This is a genomic window from Streptosporangium sp. NBC_01639 (assembly GCF_045209755.1).
GTDB lineage: Bacteria > Actinomycetota > Actinomycetes > Streptosporangiales > Streptosporangiaceae > Streptosporangium.
This window is the reverse complement of record NZ_CP109272.1, coordinates 5,517,273-5,538,311: the sequence shown is the minus strand read 5'-3', so window position 1 is coordinate 5,538,311 and position 21,039 is coordinate 5,517,273. Positions and strand designations below refer to the sequence as shown.

Annotated in this window: 18 protein-coding genes and 1 tRNA gene; 4 read left to right on the top strand and 15 right to left on the bottom strand. The window is 69.6% G+C overall.

Going from position 1 to position 21,039, the window contains the following annotated elements:
- Positions 1 to 36 precede the first annotated feature (36 nt).
- From OHA77_RS25395 to OHA77_RS25385, 3 genes are all read left to right on the top strand, one after another.
- Complete coding sequence (locus OHA77_RS25395; protein ID WP_406311982.1) at positions 37 to 1,011, top strand: SGNH/GDSL hydrolase family protein; 975 nt, start codon at positions 37 to 39, stop codon at positions 1,009 to 1,011.
- Between the two features lie 53 nt (positions 1,012 to 1,064).
- On the top strand, positions 1,065 to 2,414 hold the full coding sequence (locus OHA77_RS25390; protein WP_406311981.1) for a PQQ-binding-like beta-propeller repeat protein: 1,350 nt from the start codon (positions 1,065 to 1,067) through the stop codon (positions 2,412 to 2,414).
- A gap of 154 nt (positions 2,415 to 2,568) precedes the next feature.
- Positions 2,569 to 3,789, top strand: a complete 1,221-nt coding sequence (locus tag OHA77_RS25385; RefSeq protein WP_406311980.1) for an acetyl-CoA C-acetyltransferase — start codon at positions 2,569 to 2,571, stop codon at positions 3,787 to 3,789.
- Here OHA77_RS25385 and OHA77_RS25380 read toward each other — a convergent pair whose 3' ends face one another.
- From OHA77_RS25380 to mfd, 15 genes are all read right to left on the bottom strand, one after another.
- On the bottom strand, positions 3,790 to 4,200 hold the full coding sequence (locus OHA77_RS25380; protein WP_406311979.1) for a PPOX class F420-dependent oxidoreductase: 411 nt from the start codon (positions 4,198 to 4,200) through the stop codon (positions 3,790 to 3,792).
- A 228-nt stretch (positions 4,201 to 4,428) separates the two neighbouring features.
- Positions 4,429 to 4,656 carry a DUF4287 domain-containing protein gene (locus OHA77_RS25375; protein ID WP_326826927.1) on the bottom strand — a complete coding sequence of 76 codons (228 nt, stop codon included), beginning with the start codon at positions 4,654 to 4,656 and terminating at the stop codon, positions 4,429 to 4,431.
- Between the two features lie 232 nt (positions 4,657 to 4,888).
- The gene (locus tag OHA77_RS25370; RefSeq protein ID WP_406311978.1) at positions 4,889 to 5,671 is read right to left on the bottom strand and encodes a Bax inhibitor-1/YccA family protein; all 783 of its coding nucleotides are present in this window, start codon (positions 5,669 to 5,671) and stop codon (positions 4,889 to 4,891) included.
- A 303-nt stretch (positions 5,672 to 5,974) separates the two neighbouring features.
- Positions 5,975 to 6,047, bottom strand: a tRNA-Leu gene (locus tag OHA77_RS25365).
- A gap of 160 nt (positions 6,048 to 6,207) precedes the next feature.
- Positions 6,208 to 7,065: a PRC and DUF2382 domain-containing protein gene (locus OHA77_RS25360; RefSeq protein WP_406311977.1), complete on the bottom strand. Its 858-nt coding sequence runs from the start codon at positions 7,063 to 7,065 to the stop codon at positions 6,208 to 6,210.
- A gap of 192 nt (positions 7,066 to 7,257) precedes the next feature.
- Positions 7,258 to 8,574 carry an NAD(P)/FAD-dependent oxidoreductase gene (locus OHA77_RS25355; RefSeq protein ID WP_406311975.1) on the bottom strand — a complete coding sequence of 439 codons (1,317 nt, stop codon included), beginning with the start codon at positions 8,572 to 8,574 and terminating at the stop codon, positions 7,258 to 7,260.
- Between the two features lie 169 nt (positions 8,575 to 8,743).
- On the bottom strand, positions 8,744 to 9,541 hold the full coding sequence (locus OHA77_RS25350) for a uracil-DNA glycosylase (protein WP_406311974.1): 798 nt from the start codon (positions 9,539 to 9,541) through the stop codon (positions 8,744 to 8,746).
- A 160-nt stretch (positions 9,542 to 9,701) separates the two neighbouring features.
- Complete coding sequence (locus tag OHA77_RS25345; RefSeq protein WP_406311972.1) at positions 9,702 to 11,027, bottom strand: hypothetical protein; 1,326 nt, start codon at positions 11,025 to 11,027, stop codon at positions 9,702 to 9,704.
- Positions 11,028 to 11,257: 230 nt separating this feature from the next.
- Positions 11,258 to 12,217 (bottom strand): Ppx/GppA phosphatase family protein, encoded by a 960-nt coding sequence (locus OHA77_RS25340; RefSeq protein ID WP_326825732.1) that lies wholly within the window; start codon positions 12,215 to 12,217, stop codon positions 11,258 to 11,260.
- Complete coding sequence (locus tag OHA77_RS25335) at positions 12,214 to 12,780, bottom strand: DUF501 domain-containing protein (protein WP_406311971.1); 567 nt, start codon at positions 12,778 to 12,780, stop codon at positions 12,214 to 12,216. The genes OHA77_RS25340 and OHA77_RS25335 overlap by 4 nt, the downstream gene beginning before the upstream one ends.
- Positions 12,781 to 12,821: 41 nt before the next feature.
- Complete coding sequence (locus OHA77_RS25330) at positions 12,822 to 13,229, bottom strand: septum formation initiator family protein (protein ID WP_326825734.1); 408 nt, start codon at positions 13,227 to 13,229, stop codon at positions 12,822 to 12,824.
- Positions 13,230 to 13,424: 195 nt separating this feature from the next.
- On the bottom strand, positions 13,425 to 14,702 hold the full coding sequence (gene eno / locus OHA77_RS25325) for a phosphopyruvate hydratase (protein ID WP_326825735.1): 1,278 nt from the start codon (positions 14,700 to 14,702) through the stop codon (positions 13,425 to 13,427).
- A 189-nt stretch (positions 14,703 to 14,891) separates the two neighbouring features.
- A complete protein-coding gene (locus tag OHA77_RS25320; RefSeq protein ID WP_406311970.1) occupies positions 14,892 to 15,905 on the bottom strand; it encodes a MazG family protein in 1,014 nt (337 codons plus the stop codon).
- A gap of 9 nt (positions 15,906 to 15,914) precedes the next feature.
- On the bottom strand, positions 15,915 to 16,547 hold the full coding sequence (locus OHA77_RS25315; protein WP_406311969.1) for a SurA N-terminal domain-containing protein: 633 nt from the start codon (positions 16,545 to 16,547) through the stop codon (positions 15,915 to 15,917).
- 27 nt (positions 16,548 to 16,574) lie between these two features.
- Positions 16,575 to 20,105: a transcription-repair coupling factor gene (gene mfd, locus OHA77_RS25310; protein WP_406319870.1), complete on the bottom strand. Its 3,531-nt coding sequence runs from the start codon at positions 20,103 to 20,105 to the stop codon at positions 16,575 to 16,577.
- 169 nt (positions 20,106 to 20,274) lie between these two features.
- Here mfd and OHA77_RS25305 point away from each other — a divergent pair, with 169 nt between their 5' ends.
- On the top strand, positions 20,275 to 21,009 hold the full coding sequence (locus tag OHA77_RS25305) for a class I SAM-dependent methyltransferase (RefSeq protein WP_406311968.1): 735 nt from the start codon (positions 20,275 to 20,277) through the stop codon (positions 21,007 to 21,009).
- Positions 21,010 to 21,039: the final 30 nt, after the last annotated feature.

Sequence of the window (21,039 nt, the reverse complement as noted above, 5' to 3'; positions counted from 1 at the left end):
CGCTACCGCCGCGCCGTATTGAGGGAGCAACGCCACGTGAGCTGGACACCTGGAACGGCACGGACCGCCCGGCGCATCGCCGCCGCCGCGGCCGTGGGCGGAGGAGGGATCACCGCGCTGGGCGCGGCCGCCTACGGCCTGCTGCTGGCCGAGGCCATGCTGGCCCGCTGGATCGTCGGCCGCCCGCACGGCACGGAGGGGCCCGCTTCCGACGGGGTCTACGGCGCTTTCGACGGCGATCCGATCCGGATGGTCATGCTCGGCGACTCCATCTCGGTGGGCCTGGGCACCACCGACCCCGCCGAGACTCCGGGCGTGCTGATCGCCTCAAGTCTGGCCGTCGTCGCCGAACGGCCGGTGTGGCTGACCGTGGTCGGCAGGTCGGGGGCCGCCTCCGCCGAACTGGACGAGCAGGTGGACCGGGCGCTCGGCGCCGGACCCGAGATCGCGGTCATCTTCATCGGCGCCAACGACGTCACCACCCAGACCCCACCGGCGCAGGCCGTACGGCACCTGCAGAAGGCGGTACGGCGGCTGCGTGAGGCCGGGGCCGAGGTGGTCGTGGGCACCTGCCCCGACCTCGGCACGGTCCGGCCGATCGCGCAACCGCTGCGCTGGGTGACCCGGCGCTGGAGCCGTCAGCTCGCCGCCGCGCAGACGGTCGCCGTGGTCGAGGCGGGCGGACGGACGGTGGCCTTCGCGGACCTCCTTGGCGACGAATTCACCGCAAATCCGGGCGAAATGTTCGGACCGGATCGTTACCACCCATCTGTTCAAGGTTATCTACAGGTTGCTTACGCGGTGCTACCTTCTGTAGGCAGTGCGCTGGGACTGTGGCCCGAGCCTCGGCCTCAGCGCAGTGAGTCGATCTACCTCGCGGCGGCCATGGCCGCGGAGGAACCCGGCACCGAGGTCTCCGCGACCCGCGTCGCCGGCCGAGCGACCGGACCCCACGGACGGTGGGTGACGATGTTCCGCCGGAGGCCCGGAGCGCCGTCCGACGCTGCCTGAACACGGTTACCCTCCGCGGCGAAGCCGTTACGCCTCGCCCGCATTGGAGTGTAATGCCCGTCATCCGGACTCACGCGAAACCGGTTCTGGTGCTCGCCGGAGCCCTGGCCCTGGCCGGCTGCTCCGGCACCGAAGCGGCCACGCCGACCTCCCCCACCTGGCACAATCCCGGAGTGAACGCGGTCAGCCGCATCGCCGCCGCCGACGGTGTCGCCATGACGACCTCGGCGAAACCCGACGGCACGCTGGAGACGGTGGCTCTCGACCTCGCCTCGGGCAGGAAGCTGTGGGCCCATCCCGCGACCATGGCGGGCCGCCTGCCGGGCATGGGTATCCCGGCCCCGGCGATCATCGAGACCGGCGGGGGGCAGAGCGTCGCGGTGGCGCTCGACCCCGCCAGGAAAGGCCGGTGGAACGCCACGCTCATCGCCCGCGACGCGAGGACCGGAGCGCAGAAGTGGACCCGCCCGGTGCACTCCACGTTCGGGCCCCAGAAGTGCGGGGCGTTCGTGTGCCTGTCCGAACAGACCGCCCTGGCCACGGCACGGGTCGTCGTGCTCGACCCCACCACCGGCAGGCCGATGTGGAAGCTCCCCGGCATCGCCGAGGTGGAGTGGTCCGACGCCTCCCGTGTCGTGTTCCTGCGCCTGGCCAAGCACCCGGTCCTGGAGTCGTACGACCTGAAGACCGGGAAGCCCGGGTGGCGCCTGCCCATCGAGCAGGCCCTCGGCGTCGGGGTGGACATGTCGGGCGGCTGGTCGTTCGGCGCGACCGCCGACAACCTCACCGGCTATGTCGCCCCCTACACCAACCCCAAGACGGAGAAGACGTCCGCCTTCGGCCTCTTCTCTGTCAGGCTCGCCGACGGCAGGGTCAACTGGCTTCGCCCGTCGGTGGTGCGGGTCTACCCCAGCGGCAGTCCGGGCTTCGCCCCGGTGGTCCGCCCGGTCGACCAGCAGGGCCAGTACGGCGGCTTCGCCCGGCTGGACGCCGAGAGCGGCCGGGTCCTCGGCCAGATCCCGGCCACCCAGGTCCCCGACTCGGGCTGGTGGCTCGCCTTCCCGGCCCGGATGGAGAAGGTCGGCTTCCTCAAGCACGACAAGCCCGGCAGCGCCTTCGACCTGGCCACCGGCCGTAGCACCGAGATCAAAAAGGAGCGGGGCTGGTCCTTCTGCGTCACCGACCCCAAGCCGCTGGCGCTCAAGGGCCAGAATCCGGGTTTCTACCCGGTGGCCTCGCTGTGCGAGTACGACCTGGCCGGCGGTAGGAAACTGACCGGCTCCACCGCCCCGCCCGCCTGGTTCACCGGCAGCCAGGACGGCTGGCGGACGTGGCGCGACGAGCAGGGCGGCCTGCACGGGATCAAGGACGGCACCGGCACCTCTCCGGGCATGTACGGCTGATCCGCCTCCGCCCCGTGACAGGAGCCCCGCCGCCGGGTGGGACTCCTGTGCATGCCGTACAAAGTTCTGTTTGACCCCGCCCCGGGGCGTGGCATCTGGGCTACCGCGCGGTAACCTCCGCAGAAGGACCGACGAACGAACCCAGGAGGGCCACATGCCAGAGGCAGTCATCGTCGCAACCGCGCGCTCGCCGATCGGACGCGCCTTCAAGGGGTCTCTCAAGGACATCCGGCCCGACGACCTGACCGCACAAATGATCAAAGCCGCGCTGGCCAAAGTCCCCCAACTCGACCCGGCCGGCATCGACGACCTGATGCTGGGCTGCGGACTGCCGGGCGGCGAGCAGGGATTCAACATGGCCCGCGTGGTCGCCACGCTGCTCGGGCTGGACGGCGTGCCCGGCACCACCGTCACCCGTTATTGTTCGTCCTCGCTGCAGACCACCCGGATGGCCATGCACGCGATCCGGGCGGGCGAGGGCGACGTGTTCGTCTCGGCGGGTGTGGAGTGCGTCTCCCGCTTCGCCAAGGGCAGCTCCGACTCGCTGCCCGACACGCAGAACGGGCTGTTCGCCGAGGCCGCCGGCCGTTCGGCCGCGGCCGCCGCGGGCGGTGGCGGGGTCTGGCACGACCCGCGCGAGGACGGCGCGCTACCCGATGTCTACGTCGCGATGGGCCAGACCGCCGAGAACGTCGCCGGCCTGAGGGGCGTGTCCCGTCAGGAGCAGGACGAGTTCGGGGTCCGGTCCCAGAACCTGGCCGAGAAGGCGATCGCCAACGGCTTCTGGGAGAGCGACATCACCCCCGTCACCCTGCCCGACGGGACTGTGGTCAGCAAGGACGACGGTCCGCGCGCGGGCACCACCTACGAGGCGGTCTCCCAGCTCAAGCCGGTCTTCCGCCCCGACGGAACGGTCACCGCCGGCAACTGCTGCGCGCTGAACGACGGCGCCGCGGCGGTGATCGTGATGAGTGACACCAGAGCCGCCGAACTGGGCATCACCCCCCTCGCCCGGATCGTCTCCACCGGCGTGACCGGTCTGTCCCCCGAGATCATGGGCCTGGGGCCGGTCGAGGCGTCCAGGCAGGCCCTGGCCAGGGCGGGCATGTCCATCGGCGACGTGGACCTCGTCGAGATCAACGAGGCCTTCGCCGCCCAGGTCATCCCGTCCTATCAGGAACTCGGCATCGAGCTCGACCGGCTCAACGTCAACGGCGGCGCCATCGCGGTGGGCCACCCGTTCGGCATGACCGGTGCCCGGATCACCTCCACCCTGGTCAACAGCCTCCGGTTCCACGACCGGTCGATCGGCCTGGAGACCATGTGCGTGGGCGGCGGCCAGGGCATGGCCATGGTCCTGGAGCGCCTCGGTTAGTCAGCCGTGGACGTCGGGACCGGCACGGGTGAGCTCGATCCGCAGCACCACCCGCCGGTCCCGCTCCATGGCCGCCCGGTAGTCGTCCCAGTCGGGGTGCTCACCGGAGATGTCGCGATAGTAGGTCACCAGCGCCTCCATCGCCTCCGGCAGCGAGACGACCGTCGCGGTGCCCTCGATCTGGATCCACTCGCCGTAGAAGGCGTCGGTCGTCACACAGAGCGCAGCCCGGGGGTCCCTGCGGAGATTGCGCACCTTGACGGCGGTCTCCCGGGTGCTGACGATCGCGTGCCCCTCGGCATCCAGCCCGACCGTGACCGGTGACAGCTGCGCCCGGCCGTCGGCGTGCCAGGTCAGCAGGACCGCGCGATGGTTGTCGCGGATGAAGTTACGTGCCTTGTCGAGATCCATGGCCCCATCATGACCGCGGAGAGCGGGTCTCCGCGCACGAAGGCCCCGTGAAGACAGGTCGAGATCCAGACCATCATGCGACCGCAGAGAGCGGGTCTCCGCGTACGTAGGCCCCGTGAAGACAGGTCGAGAGCTCCAGACCCCATCATGCGACCGCGGAGAGCGGGTCTCCGCGTACGTAGGCCCGCGTCGCCGTACGGGACGCGGGCCTACGCGAAGATGGACGAATTACAGGTAACGGCTACGGCGGTGGCGTTCGTGCTCGTGCACGATGGCGGCCGCGTAACCGTGGGTCAGCCCGTGCTCGTCGGCGAGCCAGTTGGCACGCTCGTCACAGCGCAGGAAAGACGGGCCGTTGTCGATGGCTTGAAACCACTCTGGGAGAGCGCGTCCGGTGATGTCCGGGACTCTTGCGATCAGTTTGTTCTGCGTCTCCAGTGAGTGGTTCAACGACATGGGCACCTCCACGGATAGGGCTCCTTTGCTCGACAGTGCATCACGAATCCGCAGATAGCAAGCCCTCACTAGCTGGTCATCGGTGATTGTTCGTCGCTCATCGGTCGCTTCTCGTTCATGTGCGTTCCGGCTTCTCGCTTCTGGGCGTTCCCACCCCGCACAGGAAGAAACCCCCGCCGGAGCTCTCTCCGTCGAGGGTTTCGTCACGCGGCCGGACGTCGCCGGCTCCCGGCTAGTCGCTGCTGGAGAAGTAGCTCAGCAGGCGCAGGATCTCCAGGTAGATCCAGACCAGGGTGACCGTCAGGCCGAAGGCCATCAGCCAGGAGTACTTCTCCGGGGCACCGGTCCGCACGCCCTGCTCGACCGAGTCGAAGTCGAGCAGCAGGAAGAAGCAGCCGATCAGGATCGCGGCGATGCTGAACACGTAGGCCAGGGCACCACCGGAGCGGATGCCGATGCCGTCCTGGATGAAGAAGGTCGCCACCCAGTTGACGAGCATGAGGCCCATCAGGCCCAGGCCCGCCGCCACCACGAACTTGGTGAACTTGGGCGTGACCCGGATGATGCGCAGCGAGTAGACCGTCAGCATGGCCGCGAAGGCCAGCGCCGTGCCGACCACCGCCTGGAAGACGATGCCGCTGTACAGGTCGTTGTACCTGTGGCTGATCACGCCGATGGCCACGCCGTAGGCGACCGCGTAACCGAGGATCAGCACCGGGTTCGTGCTCTGCTTGAACGAGACGATCAGGCCGAGCACCAGGCCGACGATCACGCCGACGAGCAGGGCGGCCGTGCCGAGATTGAGCGCCCAGGCCACCGCCGCGGAGACGACCAGCGTGCCCAACGTGATGAAACCGCGCACCACCACGTCGTCGATCGTCATGGTCCGCTGCGCGGGGGGTGCGTACGACGGGCTGTCGTACATGCCCTGAAGCTGCTCAGGGGTGGGGGTCGGCGATCCCCAGGCCTGGTGACCCTTGGACTGCCGGCTGAATACGGGGTTCTTGCTCTCCATCGCTGCCTCCACGCTGCGACCTACGCGATCAGCGTATTCGATCGGTTGTCACACGGCCGTATCGTGTTGATATCCATGTCCATCCGGTTCATGCGGCCGTACGGCTACCGCCGATGGATCAAACGAACGGTCCTCCCCCCGGATTCCCGCCCTCCGCATCGGTTTCACCGTCCGCTCGCGGGAGCCGCGACCTCGGACCCGCCGTCCGCGAGCGGTCGACGGCACGCGGGCAGGCGAACGGCGAGAAATGACGGTGATCGCATTTCCTCTGGTCACCGGCATGACTCAACAGATCACCATCAGTGCCCCCGGAGGGACTCGAACCCTCACTCGAACCCTTTTAAGGGGTTTGCCTCTGCCATTGGGCTACGGGGGCGCCGCAATCATACGTAACGGACCACTCATCCGAGGAGCACAACTTCGTATCATGCGTCACACGGACTGGTGACCGACGCCTCCGCACCCGGGCCGAAACGCCACTGCCCCGGCGCCGGCAGGCCCGAGACAGTGATGGATGCGGGAACCGCGCGTGACGGTCAGCGGCCGCGATCGGGGTCGCCGACGTCGCCCTCCGTCTCGATGCGCTCCTTGCGCACCTGACCGGAGACGGTCTCCTCCTCACTGACCTGTTCCTTGGTCAGCCGCACCCGTTCGACCGGGACGGTCTCGGTGTCCACGACCGGGCGCTCCTCGTGCAGGATCACCTCGTGCTCGGCCTCGGTGATCTCCGGCCCGTTCAGCGCCGCGTCCCGGTTGGCGTCGGTGATCGGCTCGCGTTCGAGGCGCGCCTCTTCATGGGTTGTCGGTACGGTGACCTGCTCCTCTTCGGTGACCACGTACTTGCGCAGTCGCGCCCGGCCCGTCTCGTGAGACTCCTTACCGATCCGGAGGTGCTCCTCCGAGCGGGTCATCGCGTCGTCCTGACCGGCCGTCGTGCCGCCCCGACTCGTCTCCGCTCCGCCGGGACGGCCCATCAGGTCGTCGCCGCGCCCTTCCCGGACCTCGCGCTCCCGTTGGCCGCCGGAGTGCGCCCAGCCGCCCTCGCCGGGCTCGTTCGCCCGCGCCCAGGCCCCTTCCCAGGCGATCTCGTAGTAGCGGTAGAGCTCCCGTTCCTCATCCGCCGACAGATGGCCCCCGTCGTCGACGTCGACATTGGGAGCGTTCTTGATACGGCTCTTGTCGTAACCCGCCTCCACATGGTCCTCGACCAGGTTGGAGCTCTGTACCGGCACGAAGGTCTCCTTCATGCCGAAGAGTCCGGTCCGTACGCACAGCCATTCGGGCTGGCCCGTGGCGTCGTCGAGGTAGACGTGCTTGACCTCGCCGACCTTCTCTCCGTCGACGTCGTACAGCGGGTGATCGATCACCATGGGAATCTGCTCTTGCGTGATCATCGGGTTTCTCTCTTTCTCGTCTCCGTCGGTCCCGGGATGCCCTACCACGGAGCACGGAAAGGAAATCGGATTTAACACCCAAAAAGCCTAATAACCACCCAAATGAATACCTGAGCTATTCCCCGCCGGAGTCATCCGACGGTCGGACTCCGCCAAGGACCGAGCGGCCTCTCATCCAGGGACGCCGGAGACTCAGGTCGTCGCCGCCTTGCGGAACTCCGTACGCGGCGCCTCGATCTCTCCGAGCGAGACGGTCTCCCTCTTGAAGAACAGCGCCAGGGTCCAGTCCGCCATCACACGGACCTTGCGGTTGAGGGTGGGCACCCGCGACAGGTGGTAGGTGCGGTGCATGAACCACGCGGGCAGCCCGCGAAGCTTCACCCCGTAGACGTTGGCGACGCCCTTGTGCAGACCCAGACCGGCGACCGACCCGACGTACTTGTGGCGGTAGTCGACCAGTTCCTCCCCGTGGAGGTGACGGGTGATGTTGTCGGCGAGGACCTTCGCCTGCCGTACGGCGTGCTGGGCGTTGGGCGCGCAGTACTGGCCCGGGTTGGTCACGTCGGGCACCCCGGCCACGTCTCCGGCCGAGAAGGCGTCCTTGACCCCGGCCACGGTCAGGCGGGCGGTCGCCTTGATCCGGCCGCGCTCGTCCAGCGGCAGGTCACCGGCGTTGACGACCGGGCTGGGCTTCACCCCGGCGGTCCACACGATGGTCGCCGACTCGAACTCGTCTCCGTCGGAGAGCTTGACCAGGCCCCCTTCGCAGGAATTCAGCCGGGTGCCCATCTTGACCTCCATGCCGCGCTCGCGGAGCTGCTCGGCGGTCCACTTGCCCATCTCGGGGCCGACCTCGGGAAGGATGCGGTCGGTCGCCTCGACGAGAACCCAGCGCATGTCCTCGCGGGAGACGTTGCGGTAGTAGCGGACGGCGTCGACGGCCATGTCCTCCAGCTCGGCGAGCGCCTCGACACCCGCGAAGCCGCCGCCGACCACGACGAACGTCAGCGCCCTGCGGCGCAGGGCCTCGTCGCCGTCGGACTCGGCCCGGTCAAGGAGTTCGAGCACCCGGTTGCGGAGCGCGATCGACTCGCCGACCGTCTTGAAGCCGATCGCGGCGTCGGCGAGGCCGGGGATGGGGAGCGTCCGGGAGACCGAACCGGCCGCCATGACCACGATGTCGTAGTCGATCTCATGGGGCGTGCCGACATTGGGCGCGAAAGTGACCGACTTGGCCGCGTGGTTGACCTTGGAGACCTTGCCGTTGAGGATCGTCGCCTTCTTCAGCACCCGGCGGAGCGGGACGACCACGTGCCGGGGCGAGAGGTTTCCCGCCGCGGCCTCGGGCAGGAACGGCTGGTAGGTCATGTGGGATTCGGGAGTGAGGACGGTGATGTGCACGCTGCCGTCGCGCAGTTCCTTGCGGAGCGTGTGCTGCAGACGCAGCACGGTGTAGAGACCGACGTAGCCCCCACCGACGACCACGATGTGCTTGGAGTTGCGGTTCACTTCGGCGCCATCCTTAGGTTCACGGCTTGTGAAAGCTTTCACAAGCATACGTCGGTCCACCGTTTCGCGCCACGCCCCCCTTGGTCAAATCATGGATTTTTTGACCAGGACGAGATATTGATCTACATTCTCCTAAGAAATTTGGCAAATATTCTCTTTGTGATCGAGTTCACAAGCCACGTAAGGCGTTCGCCCTGGTGAACAGCGCGTCAAGCATCCCGGCCGTCACCCGGCCGGTGAAAGTGTTCTGCTGGCTCGGGTGGTAGCAGCCCAGAAGATGCACCGGAGTTCCGTCACGGGAGATCTCCACCTCGGCGCCGTGCCCGAAGGGCGGCCTCGGGCGCGGCAGGTCGTATCCGGCGTCCCTCAGCGCGGGCCAGACCGCCTGCCAGGCGTAGCCCCCCAGGGCGACCACCACCCGCACACTCCCGGCGACCAGCGCGATCTCCCGGGTCAGCCACGGAAAGCAGGCGGCTCGCTCCGCCGGCTCGGGCTTGTTGGCGGGCGGGGCGCAACGGACGGCGGCCACCATGCGCGCGCCGATGAGCCGCTGCCCGTCGCCCGCGTGGACGCTGGTCTCCTGCGCGGCCAGGCCCGTCCGGTGCAGCGAGGCGAACAGCCAGTCCCCGCTCCGGTCTCCGGTGAAGATGCGACCGGTGCGGTTGCCGCCGTGCGCGGCCGGCGCCAGCCCCACGATGAGGACCTCCGGCTGCTCCTCCCCCCACCCGGCGATGGGCCGCCCCCAGTAGGTCTCCTCGGCGAAGGCCCGCCGTCTGACCGTCGCGACCTCCTCGCGCCACTCCACCAGACGCGGACAGGCCCGGCAGACCGACTGCCGGGCCGTGAGTTCGGCGAGCGTACGGCTCGCGCCCGCGAGCTCGGCCACCTCCGCGGGATCGTGCGCGACGGGGGTGTCCGGCCGGGCGGGGTCGTCCGGCCAGCCGGATCCGGGAGGAACATGACTCATGACCTCGATGGTGCCCGATCGGCGGCGGTTCATCGGCCCGGGAGGCCGTCCGACCCCGGCAGCGCGGGAAAGCGAAAGAGCGGCGCCCGCTGGATGCGGGCACCGCTCTTTCGTGTCTCTTCAGCCGAGATCAGGCGTCAGCCGCCGTCCCCGGCCCTTTTCAGGCCTTGCAGACGGCCGCGTAGTTCACCACGTCCGAGCCGGCGCCGTCGATCGCCAGCTTGACGCTGCCGCCCTTCAGGCCGTCCGAGTCGCTGGTGAACGAGACGGACTGGCTGCCCGCCGACGCGAAGTCGAGGGCGGCGGTCTTGACGACCGTGCCGTTGACGGACCAGGTGTACTTGATCTTGATCGGGCCGGTGGCGTAGATGCTGCCGGTGCCGGTGATCGAGGCCTTCGGGCAGGTGGCCGCGGTCTGGGTGGCCGACGTGCCGCTCTCGACCCATGCCTTCGCAGCCGGGGGAGCCACCTTGCAGGTGACCTTGCCCTCGACGGTGCCGCTGGTCGGGCCACCGAGGATCTCGATCGCCCGCTTGCTGGTCCCGGAGGCCGAGGCGCTCCAGGAGTCGCTCACGGTGCGGGACTGGTAGCCGTGGCCGCTGAAGTAGACGTCCTGCCAGCTGCCCGCGGAACCGTCACGGATCCAGCGGTACTTCACGTGGCCGCTGCCGTACGAAGCGCTGATCGTGCCGGTGAAGGTGCGGGCGACCGGGCAGTCACCCTCGTAGTTCGCCGGGGCGTCGACGGAGGCCGAGACCTTCGGCGACGAGTCCCTGCACTCGATCCTGAAGTAGGAACGACCGGAGGAGGACTTGACCGGGCTGAGAATCTGCAGCTGCGCCCAGCCCCGGTAGTCGTCACGCGGCCTGATCGTGTGGTAGACCCTGCGCGAACCGTCGACGCGGACGGCGTCGCGGTCGACGACGTGACCGTTGACGACCCACTGGTAGCGCACCCAGCGGTGGCTGGAGGAGGTGATGCGGCCGATCAGCGTCGCCGAGCAGTTGTTCTCGTCGACCCAGATCTGAGCACCGACGTGGCCGGTGTTGACGACCTGCTTGCCGCCGTCGCCCTCGTCGCCGCCACAGGAGACCGTGAAGTAACCCTTGGCGGAGGTCTTCTTGCGCGGCGCCAGGACCTCGACCGCCTGCCAGCCCTTGGTGTCACCGCCCTTGAAGGTCGACGACTCCTTGACAGTGGCGTTCTTGACGCCCTTGCCCTTGAGGGTGAACGTCTTGACCTTGCTCTTGGTGCCGTTGCCACGGAGCCAGCGGTAGGCGACCGTGGTCTTGCTCGCGTAGGTCTTCACCTTGATGTTCGACGAGAAGGTCACCTTGGTGGGGCACTCGTCGGACTTCGCGGGGGAGGCCTTGGTCTTGCTGACCGAGACCACGGGCCTCGGCGTGGAGTGGGAGGAAGATGCCTTCCCCGCCTGGGTGGAGCTACTGGCCGCCGCTGCGGGCGAGGCCAGAAGCCCTGCCGCCATGGTTGCCAGCATGGCCGCGCTGGCTCCTGCGGCGGCTAGCTTTCGAGCTAGTCCGGACATGAGGGGATGCTCCGTTTCGTTAGGAACGAAAGTGCGCTCCGGAGACGGTTGCCGCCCCGACACCAGCTGTGCCGGGCCCCACGGCAAAGCCTCACTAAAGCTTCTTTACCTAACCATAAAACGGAATGATCCCTCAATACTCCTTAAGTATAGGAAATGTCCAGATGCTGTCAGGGTTTAGATGCCAACCAGGCGATTCCATCCAAAATGTCGTGTTCACTGACGACAACTTCTGTGAAGCCGTACCGCTCGACGATCCGGTTCAGAATCAGGGCGCCGGCACCGATCACGTCGACCCGGCCGGGGTGCATGACGGGAATGGCCGCCCGCTCGTCATGGGACATCTCCAGCAGACGCCGGGAAATCTCACGGGTCCGAGCTGCCGGAATTCGTGAGTGGTGGATTTTATGCGGGTCATATTCCGGCAGATCAAGCGCCATTCCCGCAACGGTGGTGACCGAGCCCGCGAGGCCCACCAAGGTGAGCGCCCGCTCCACCGGCACCTCCTGGGCGACCCGGTCGAGCGCCTCGTCGATGTCGGCGAGCACGGCCTCGACCACCTCGGCGGCCGGCGGGGTGCCCGCGTCGCGCAGGTGCCGCTCGGTCAGCCGGACACAGCCGATGTCCACCGACAATGCGGCCTCCACGTGCGTGGAGCCGAGCACGAACTCGGTGGAGCCGCCGCCGATGTCGACCACCAGGTACGGCGGGCGGGTGCCCTCGGGAGTGGGCAGGCCGGTCTCGGGCGAGAGCCGTACGAGATCGCGGGTGGCCCCGGCGAACGACAGCTCCGCCTCCTCGGCACCCGTGATCACTTCGGGCTCCACACCGAAGATCTCACGCACGCCGTCCACGAAGTCCTGCCGGTTGGCGGCGTCCCTGGTGGCGCTGGTGGCCACCACGCGGACCGTGGAGACGCCGTGCTGGGTGATGAGCTTGGCGTAGCCGCGCATCGCGGCGAACGTGCGCTCCAGGGCCTCGGGGGCCAGCCTGCCGGTCCTGTCCACCCCCTGGCCGAGCCGGACGATCTCCATCCGCCGCTCGACGTCGGTCAGGGCGTCGGCGTGGATGTCCCCGATGAGCAGGCGGACGGAATTGGTGCCACAGTCGATGGCGGCGACGCGGGTCACGGGGTCTCCTCTTGGGTGCTCGCGGTCCTGGCCGCCCTGTCGGTGGTCTCGGCTGCCCCGGCCTCGTCCACGGCGCAGCAGGGCCCGTCCGCCCACCACTCGCCGAGCGCGTCGAGGGCCTCCCGGCCGAACGGGTTGCTCCCGGGGACCGCGAGCTCGTGGCCGACCAGGGCGTGCAGGCACTTGACCCGGACCGGCATGCCTCCGGTGCTCTGCATGTCCCTCGGCAGCGGCTCCAGGCCGTCCTCGGCAGCGGCCTTGTCACGGCGCGCGACGTAGTCGTCGTGGGCGGCCTGGTAGGCCCGGGCCAGCTCCGGCTCCTCGGCGAGCCTGGCCTGCATGGCCCGCATCATCCCGGAGGTCTCCAGCGTGCCGATCGCCGAGGCGGCCCGTGGGCAGGTCAGATAGAACAGAGTCGGGAAGGGCGACCCGTCGGGGAGCCGGGGTGCGGTCTCCACCACATCGGGCAGCCCGCACGGGCAGCGGTGCGCCACCCGCCGCAGTCCTCGCGGCGTCCGGCCGAGCTGCCGCTCCACCGCCGCCACATCGCGATCATCCACCATCCGTGACACTCCCTGAGAACACGAGGACCAGGGTATCGGGGTCACCCCGCAGGCTTGGCCACCTTCTGGCCCTTCCCGGTGTCGGCCGCCTCGACCGACTCCCAGAGCGTCTGGTACCACGGCGGCCCGGCGACCTTCTTCTCCCCCGCGGTGCCCTTGCCCTCGGCGGGTTTCTCCCCCATGACGACGTAGCACTTGTGCCCGGGATCGCAGTAGAAGAGCCGTTCCCTGGCCTGCCGCTTGATGTAACCGGGGTCCTGGAGCTGCTTGCGCCGGTCGTCCAGGGCCTTGATGGCCTCAAGCTCCCTGGTCTGCTGCTGCTGGAGCTGGGAGATGTGGCGGCGCTGCGCGATGTACTCCCGGACCGGGTAGGCGAGGCTCATGGCGTTCGCGCACACCACGATCGCGAGAATCGCGGCCCGTCCCGTCAACTGCGGCCGTTTCGCCATGCGCCTCTCCCCGTCCGTACTCTCCGCCATGCCGCGCCCGCCGGCGCGGGCACCGTCTCCGGCGGCCCCCCGCACCGGGGCCGGGACTCCGCCGGACGGACCGCCCCGGGTCCCCACCGGGACGCCGGCACCGGAGGGCCCTCCCACGGTACGGCTCGCGCCCGGCCAAATCGGGCGCAAGCCGTAGGTGTGAAACTACCGCTGGAACCGGGGGAACGCCGCGCGACCCGCGTAGCGGGCGGCGTCGTCGAGAAGCTCCTCGATACGGAGCAGCTGGTTGTACTTGGCCACCCGGTCGGAGCGGGCCGGGGCGCCGGTCTTGATCTGGCCGCAGTTGACGGCCACGGCGAGGTCGGCGATCGTGGTGTCCTCGGTCTCGCCGGAGCGGTGGCTCATCATGCAGCGGTAGCCGTTGCGGTGCGCCAGGTCCACGGCGTCGAGGGTCTCGGTCAGGGTGCCGATCTGGTTGACCTTGACCAGCAGCGCGTTGGCGGTGCCCTCGGCGATGCCGCGGGACAGCCGCTCGGGGTTGGTCACGAACAGGTCGTCGCCGACGAGCTGGACCTTGTCGCCCAGTGCCTTGGTGATGGCGTTCCAGCCCTCCCAGTCGCTCTCGTCCAGCGGGTCCTCGATGGAGACCAGCGGGTAGCTCGCGACCAGGTCCTCGTAGAAGGCGATCAGCTCGGTGGCCGACAGGCCCTTGCCGTCGATGGTGTAGACGCCGTCCGAGTGGAACTCCGAGGCGGCCACGTCGAGCGCCAGCCCGACGTCCTCGCCGGGCACGTAGCCGGCCTTCTCGATCGCGACCAGGATCAGGTCCAGCGCGTCGCGGTTGGACGGCAGGTTCGGCGCGAAGCCGCCCTCGTCACCCAGGCCGGTGGCGTAGCCCTTCTCCTTCAGCACGGCCTTGAGCGCGTGGTAGACCTCAGTCCCCATCCGCACGGCCTCGCGGAACGACTCCGCGCCGATCGGCGCGATCATGAACTCCTGGATGTCCACGTTGGTGTCGGCGTGCGCGCCACCGTTGAGGATGTTCATCATCGGAACCGGCAGCACGTGCGCGTTCGGCCCGCCGAGGTAGCGGAACAGCGGCAGCTCGACGCTCTCGGCGGCGGCCTTGGCCACGGCCAGGGAGACGCCCAGAATGGCGTTGGCGCCCAGCCGTGCCTTGTTCGGCGTGCCGTCCAGGTCGATCATGACCTGGTCGATGCTGCGCTGCTCGGTGGCGTCGAACCCGATGATCTCGTCGGCGATCTCGTCGGTCACGCCGAGGACGGCCTTCTCGACGCCCTTGCCGCCGTAGCGCTCGTCGCCGTCACGCAGCTCCACGGCCTCGAACTGGCCGGTGGACGCACCGCTCGGCACGGCGGCGCGGGCCTCGCTGCCGTCGTCCAGCAGGATGTCGACCTCGACCGTCGGGTTGCCCCTGGAGTCAAGGATCTCGCGGGCGATGACGCCCTCGATGGAAGCCACGAAGCGCTCCTAAAGTCGCAGGACAGTTTGCCTCAGAAGCCTACCGAGGCCTACTTGCCGGTACGGCGACCGCCATACCCGGACGGGCCGGCCGCGCCGCGGGACACGTCCCCCTCGGGACACGCCGCCCGGGAACACCGCCCGGGAACGCGCCCCTCTCAGCGCACACCGCCCGGCAACTTACCGCTCTCAGGACGCCCCGTTCCGGGGACCGCCGCCCGCCTCCCAGGCGCGAACCCGGTCGCGGTAGGCGCGGGCGGCGGCGCGCAGCTCGGCCTCCGGGTCGAGGCCGGCCGCGTGCGCCTGCCGTACGAGATCGAAGAGCCGCGGGCCCAGGCCCTCGGCGGGCTCGGTGGAGCCGGGGAGGTCGGCGGAGCCGGGGAGGGCGGAGCGGCCCGGGAGGAGGCCGGCAGGGGCTCCGGCGCGCTCGGCGCGGCGCAGGAGCTGGGCGGTCAGGGACAGCGCGGGCTGGCCCATCGGGACGCCGTCCAGGACGGATCCCGCGTCGCCGTCGTTCTTGGCCGCGCGCTCGGCCGCCTTGATGGTCTCCCAGTTGTCGCTGACCTCCTCGGCGCCCTCCACCCGGGTGTCCGCGAAGACGTGCGGGTGGCGGCGGACGAGCTTGGCGACGATCCCCTCGGCCACGTCGTCGATGTCGAACCCGCCGGAGCGCTCGTGGGCGACCCGCGCGTGGAAGGCCACCTGCAGGAGCAGGTCGCCCAGCTCCTCGCGCAGGGCGGTGTGGTCGCCCTCCTCGATGGTCTCCAGCACCTCGTAGGCCTCTTCGAGGAGGTACGGCGCCAGCGACTCGTGGGTCTGCCCGGCGTCCCAGGGGCAGTTCACCCGGAGGCGGTCCATCACCGCGACCAGATCGAGCAGCCGGGCCCCCGGCAGGTCGTACGAGCCCGGCACCACCTCGATCACCGGCGGGTCGTCGAGCGCCACCGCCGCGTAGCCGATGGAGCGCATCAGGGCCTCGTCGGCCTCCAGCCACACGACGGTCCCGCCGCCCGCTTCCCGCACCAGCCCCGCCGGGTCCGGCGGGGCGACCTCGACGGCGATCCCGGCGTCCGCGAGGTAGGGCAGGTGCGGGTGGTCCGCCGACGCGGTGCGCACCGGACCCTCCTGGAGGACCTGCCAGGCGCGGTGACTGAGCAGCCCCGGGGCGACCCGGGGCGAGGTGGTGACGACGATCAGGGGCATGCCCCGAGGCTACTGCTGCGGCGCGGCCTCGGCCTGAGCGGCGGGGGCCTTGCCGAAGCGGTCGTTGGTGAGGAAGATGCGCGGCTGCTGCTGGCTCGGCTGCGCGTTGAACGTGCCGTAGCGGGGGTTCCAGGAGATCTTCACGGCCTGGACGTCCTTGCTCGCCAGCTGCGAACCCCGCTGCAGGGCGGCCTGGTCGGTGCCTCCGCCGTACTTGGCCGCGAGCTTGCTGGCCAGCAGGCTCGCCTTGGCATAGGCGCGCATCTGCGACGGCGGCACGGCCTGCTGGAGCATCTGCTGTTCGTACTGCGCCTGACCGCCGGCGGTCGAGATCAGCTGGTCGACCTCCCCGTCGGTCGCCGTGACGCCCTTGCGCTCGGCCGCGATGGTGAGCTGCTTGGCGGTGGCGGTCTGGTACAGCACGAGCTGCGGGAGGCTGCCGTAGGACTGCAGCTGCGCCGCGGAACCGCCGGCCTTGGCCAGCGCGGCCTCCAGCTCCCGCACGTCACCGTCCAGCTGGCTGGAGCTGATCCGCTGCCCGCCCACGACGGCGGCGGCCCCGGCCTGCGTCGGAGAGCAGGCGGTCAGCGCGACACCCGCGGCGGCGACCGCCAGGATGACACGCACTCGAGTCGACTTCACATCGGGTCCCTTCACGACAGACGCCGCTTACTTTACCGGCATGTTCTCAAGGAACATCGCCTCGACCAGGTCACCGCACCACCTGAGCAGATCCAGGTCGCGCAGCGGCTGGCCGCCGAGAGGCCTGGTCTTGGGAACGGGCACCAGCAACGTACCGCTCGCCTGCTTCAGCAGCGCCTTCGGGTACAGCCGCTGGAGTCTGACCTGCTGGGAGTCCCGGAGCTCCACCGGGGCGAACCTGATGTTCGGGCCCTGCAGGGTGACGTCGGTCAGACCGGCCAGGCGGGCGCGGATCCGGAACCGGGCGACCTCCAGCAGGTTCTCCACCTCCTGGGGCGGCCTGCCGTACCGGTCGACGAGCTCGTCGCGCACCTCGGCGACCTGGACGTCGGAGCCGATGGCGGCGATCCGCTTGTAGGCCTCCAGGCGCAGCCGCTCGGAGGTCACGTAGTCGTGCGGGATGTGCGCGTTGATCGGCAGCTCGACCTTGACGTCCGGCCGTTCCTCCTCCACCGGGCCGCCGGACAGCTTGGCCTTCTGCTCCTGCACCGCCTCCGCCATCATGCGCACGTAGAGGTCGAAGCCGACGCCCGCGATGAAACCGGACTGCTCGGCACCCAGGATGTTGCCCGCGCCGCGGATCTCCAGGTCCTTCATCGCGACGTACATGCCCGCGCCCATCTCGGTGTGCTGGGAGATGGTGGCCAGGCGCTCGTGGGCCGTCTCGGTGAGCGGCTTCTCCGGCGGGTAAAGGAAGTACGCGTAGCCGCGCTCGCGGCCCCGGCCGACCCGGCCGCGGAGCTGGTGGAGCTGGGAGAGGCCGTAGTTGTCGGCCCGGTCGACGATCAGCGTGTTGGCGTTGGGCACGTCGAGGCCGGACTCGACGATCGTGGTGCAGACGAGAACGTCGAAGTCACGCTCCCAGAACCCCACCATGATCTTCTCGAGCTGGTGCTCCTGCATCTGGCCGTGTGCGACCGCGATCCTGGCTTCGGGCACGAGTTCGTGCAGCATGGTCGCGACCTTGTTGATGCTGGCCACCCGGTTGTGGACGAAGAAGACCTGGCCGTCGCGCATCAGCTCGCGCCGGATCGCGGCGCCGATCTGCTTGTTGTCGTAGGGGCCGACGAAGGTGAGGATCGGGTGGCGTTCCTCCGGCGGGGTGAGGATCGTCGACATCTCGCGGATGCCGGTGATCCCCATCTCCAGCGTGCGCGGGATCGGCGTGGCGGACATGGCCAGCACGTCGACCTGCGTGCGCAGGTGCTTCATGGCCTCCTTGTGCTCGACGCCGAACCGCTGCTCCTCGTCGATGATGATCAGGCCCAGCTCCTTGAACCTGATCTCCGGCGAGAACAGCCGGTGCGTGCCGATCACCACGTCCACCGAACCGTCGCGCATGCCCTCCATCGTCGCCTTGACCTCGCCGTCGCTCTGGAAGCGCGACATCGGCCGCACGTTCAGCGGGAACCCGGAGAACCGCTCGGCGAAGGTGGACAGGTGCTGCTGGACCAGCAGCGTGGTCGGCACCAGGACCGCCACCTGCTTGCCGTCCTGCACGGCCTTGAAGGCGGCCCGCACCGCGATCTCGGTCTTGCCGTAGCCGACGTCGCCGCAGATCAGCCGGTCCATCGGGATCGGGCGCTCCATGTCGCGCTTGACCTCGTCGATCGCCTCAAGCTGGTCGCCGGTCTCGGCGTAGGGGAAGGCGTCCTCCATCTCCCGCTGCCAGGGGGTGTCGGGACCGAACGCGTGTCCCGGCGAGGCCATCCGGGCGGAGTAGAGGCGGATCAGCTCCCCGGCGATCTCCTTGACCGCCTTCTTCGCCTTGGTCTTGGCCTTGGCCCAGTCGGCGCCGCCCATCCGGTTGAGCGTGGGCGACTCGCCGCCGACGTAGCGGGTGACCTCGTCGAGCTGGTCGGTCGGCACGTAGAGCCGGTCGCCCTTGGCGTACTCGATCACCAGGTATTCGCGGGTGGCGCCCTGCACGGTCCGCTGCACCATCTCGACGTAGCGGCCCACGCCGTGCTGCTCGTGCACCACGTGGTCGCCGACCTTGAGCTGGAGCGGGTCGACCATGTTGCGCCGCTTGGAGGGCAGCCGCCGCATGTCCTTGGTGGACGCCTTCTGCCCGACCAGGTCCAGGTGGGTCAGTACGGCCAGGCCGGGGGTGACGAAGCCGTGCTCGATCAGGCCCGTGCCGACGTGGACGACCTTCGCGTCCGGCACCCCGTCGAGGGTCCGTTCCAGCCGGGCCGGCAGGTCCACGCCCTTGAGCAGTTCCACCATCCGCTCGGCGGGTCCGTGGCCCTCGCTGAGCAGCACGACGACCTTGTGCTCGTCCAGCCAGCCCTTGATGTCGCCCAGCGCCCGCTGGGTGTCGCCCCGGTACGCCTCCGCCTCCTGCGCCGAAAGGACCAGCCCGTCGCCGAGGTCGTCGCCGCCGAACGGCGCGATCGACCACCAGGGCTGGCCGAGCTCGCGCGCGTGCTCGCGGATGTCGTCCAACGTCCGGAACGCCGCCGCCCCCAGGTCGATCGGCGCCTCCCCGCCGGAGGCCGCGTTGATCCAGGACGCCTCCAGGAACTCCTGGCTGGTGCGCACCAGCTCGTCGGCACGGCCGCGGATACGCTCCGGATCGCACACGAACACCGCCGCCCGCTCCGGCAGGTGGTCCACCAGCAGGTCCATCTCCCCGGCGAGCACCGGCGCGAACGCCTCCATGCCCTCCATGGGGACACCCTCGGCGAGCTGGTCGAGGATCTCGGCCAGCGCGGGGTGCTGTCCGGCGAGCTCCCGGGCCCGCTCCCTGACGTCCGCCGTCAGCAGCAGCTCGCGGCAGGGGGCCGCGAACAGCCCCTCCTCCGCCACCTCCAGCGACCGCTGGTCGGCGACCTTGAACCAGCGGATCTCCTCGACGCTGTCACCCCAGAACTCCAGCCGCAGCGGGTGCTCCTCGGTGGGCGGGAACACGTCCAGCAGACCGCCCCTGACCGCCACCTCGCCGCGTTTCTCCACCATGTCGACCCGGTTGTAGCCGTTCTCCACGAGCCGGTGGACGACGTTTTCGAGGTCGGCGTCCTGGCCGGCGCGCAGCCGTACCGGCTGCAGGTCGCCCAGGCCGCGCACGATCGGCTGGAGCACCGCCCGGACCGGCGCGACGATCACCCGCAGCGGGCCGGCGGCGGCGTCCCCCTCGACCGGGTGGGCCAGTCTGCGCAGGACGGCGAGCCGCTGGCCCACCGTGTCTCCGCGCGGCGACAGGCGCTCGTGCGGCAGCGTCTCCCACGCGGGGAAGACCGCGACCGTACCCGGGTCGAGAAAGCCGGTGAGCGCCGCGGCGAGATCCTCGGCCTCGCGCCCGGTGGCGGTCACCGCCAGCACGGTCCGCCCCCCGTTTGAGGCCCCTTCCCTCGCCAGCGCGGCGACGGTGAACGGCCGCAGTGCGGGCGGCGCGATCAGCGACACGTCGGAGGAGTCTCCCCCTCGGACGTCCTCAAGAGCGGAGGCCAGTTTCGGCTCCGCGACGACAAGGTCCAGCAGTCCGGAAAGGCTCATCAGTTCGCCCACAGCCCCACGATGGCAACACGACAGGCCCCCGGCCGTCAGGGCACGGGGGTTCGCTTCCAGGTTACTGGTCTCGGCGACCGGCCTTCCGCAGAGAGGCCGCTCCCGGTGCGAGAGGAAATGCACGATGAATCGTGTTGAGATGACTACTCTTAGTAACATGTCAGAGGTACGGTCGGTCGTCGCGCGAGACGACATATTCAGTCGGCGGATCCGCGAGCAGTGGACAGGGCAGTCAGGTCGGCGGCTCGACGCCCTGATCGCCGGGTGCGGGTGGCCCGAGCCGCTGCAGCTGGAGCTGGACGAGATGGAGGCGCGGGTCACCGGGATCGACGAGGACCGGCCGGTGCTGCGGGCCAGCACGTCCGCCCGCAAGGACCTGGACTCCTGGTCGCTGGGAGACCTGCGCTCGGTGCCGGTGCCGCCGAGGGCGTTCGACATCGTCTACGTGTCGTTCCTGCTGGAGCGGATCGAGCATCCCGAGCTGGTGCTCGACCGGCTGCTCACCGGCCTGCGGCCGGGCGGGCTGCTGCTGCTTCAGATGCGTGACAGGACCTCCGCCTACGGGACGTACGACCGGCTGATGCCCTCGGCGCTACGACGGCTGCTGTGGCGCAGGTTCGCCCCGGCCGGCGCCGTGGGGCCCCTGCCTCCTTGCTACGGGCAGATAACCTCGCGGGAGGGGATGCACTCCTTCTGCCTGACCCGCGGGCTCATGGTGACCGACGACGCCTCCGCCACCAGCGGACCGGCGCTGCGCGGCCCGCTGGGCGGGCTGGTCCGCACCGCCTGCTCGCTGCTGGAGACCCTGTCCAGGGGGCGGTGGCCCGCCTCTCGCGATGAGATCATCATGGTGATCCGCAAGCCCCAGAGCCACTTCGCCCGGCTGATCTGAGGGGCGGCCGGCTGGTGTCCGGGAAGCGGA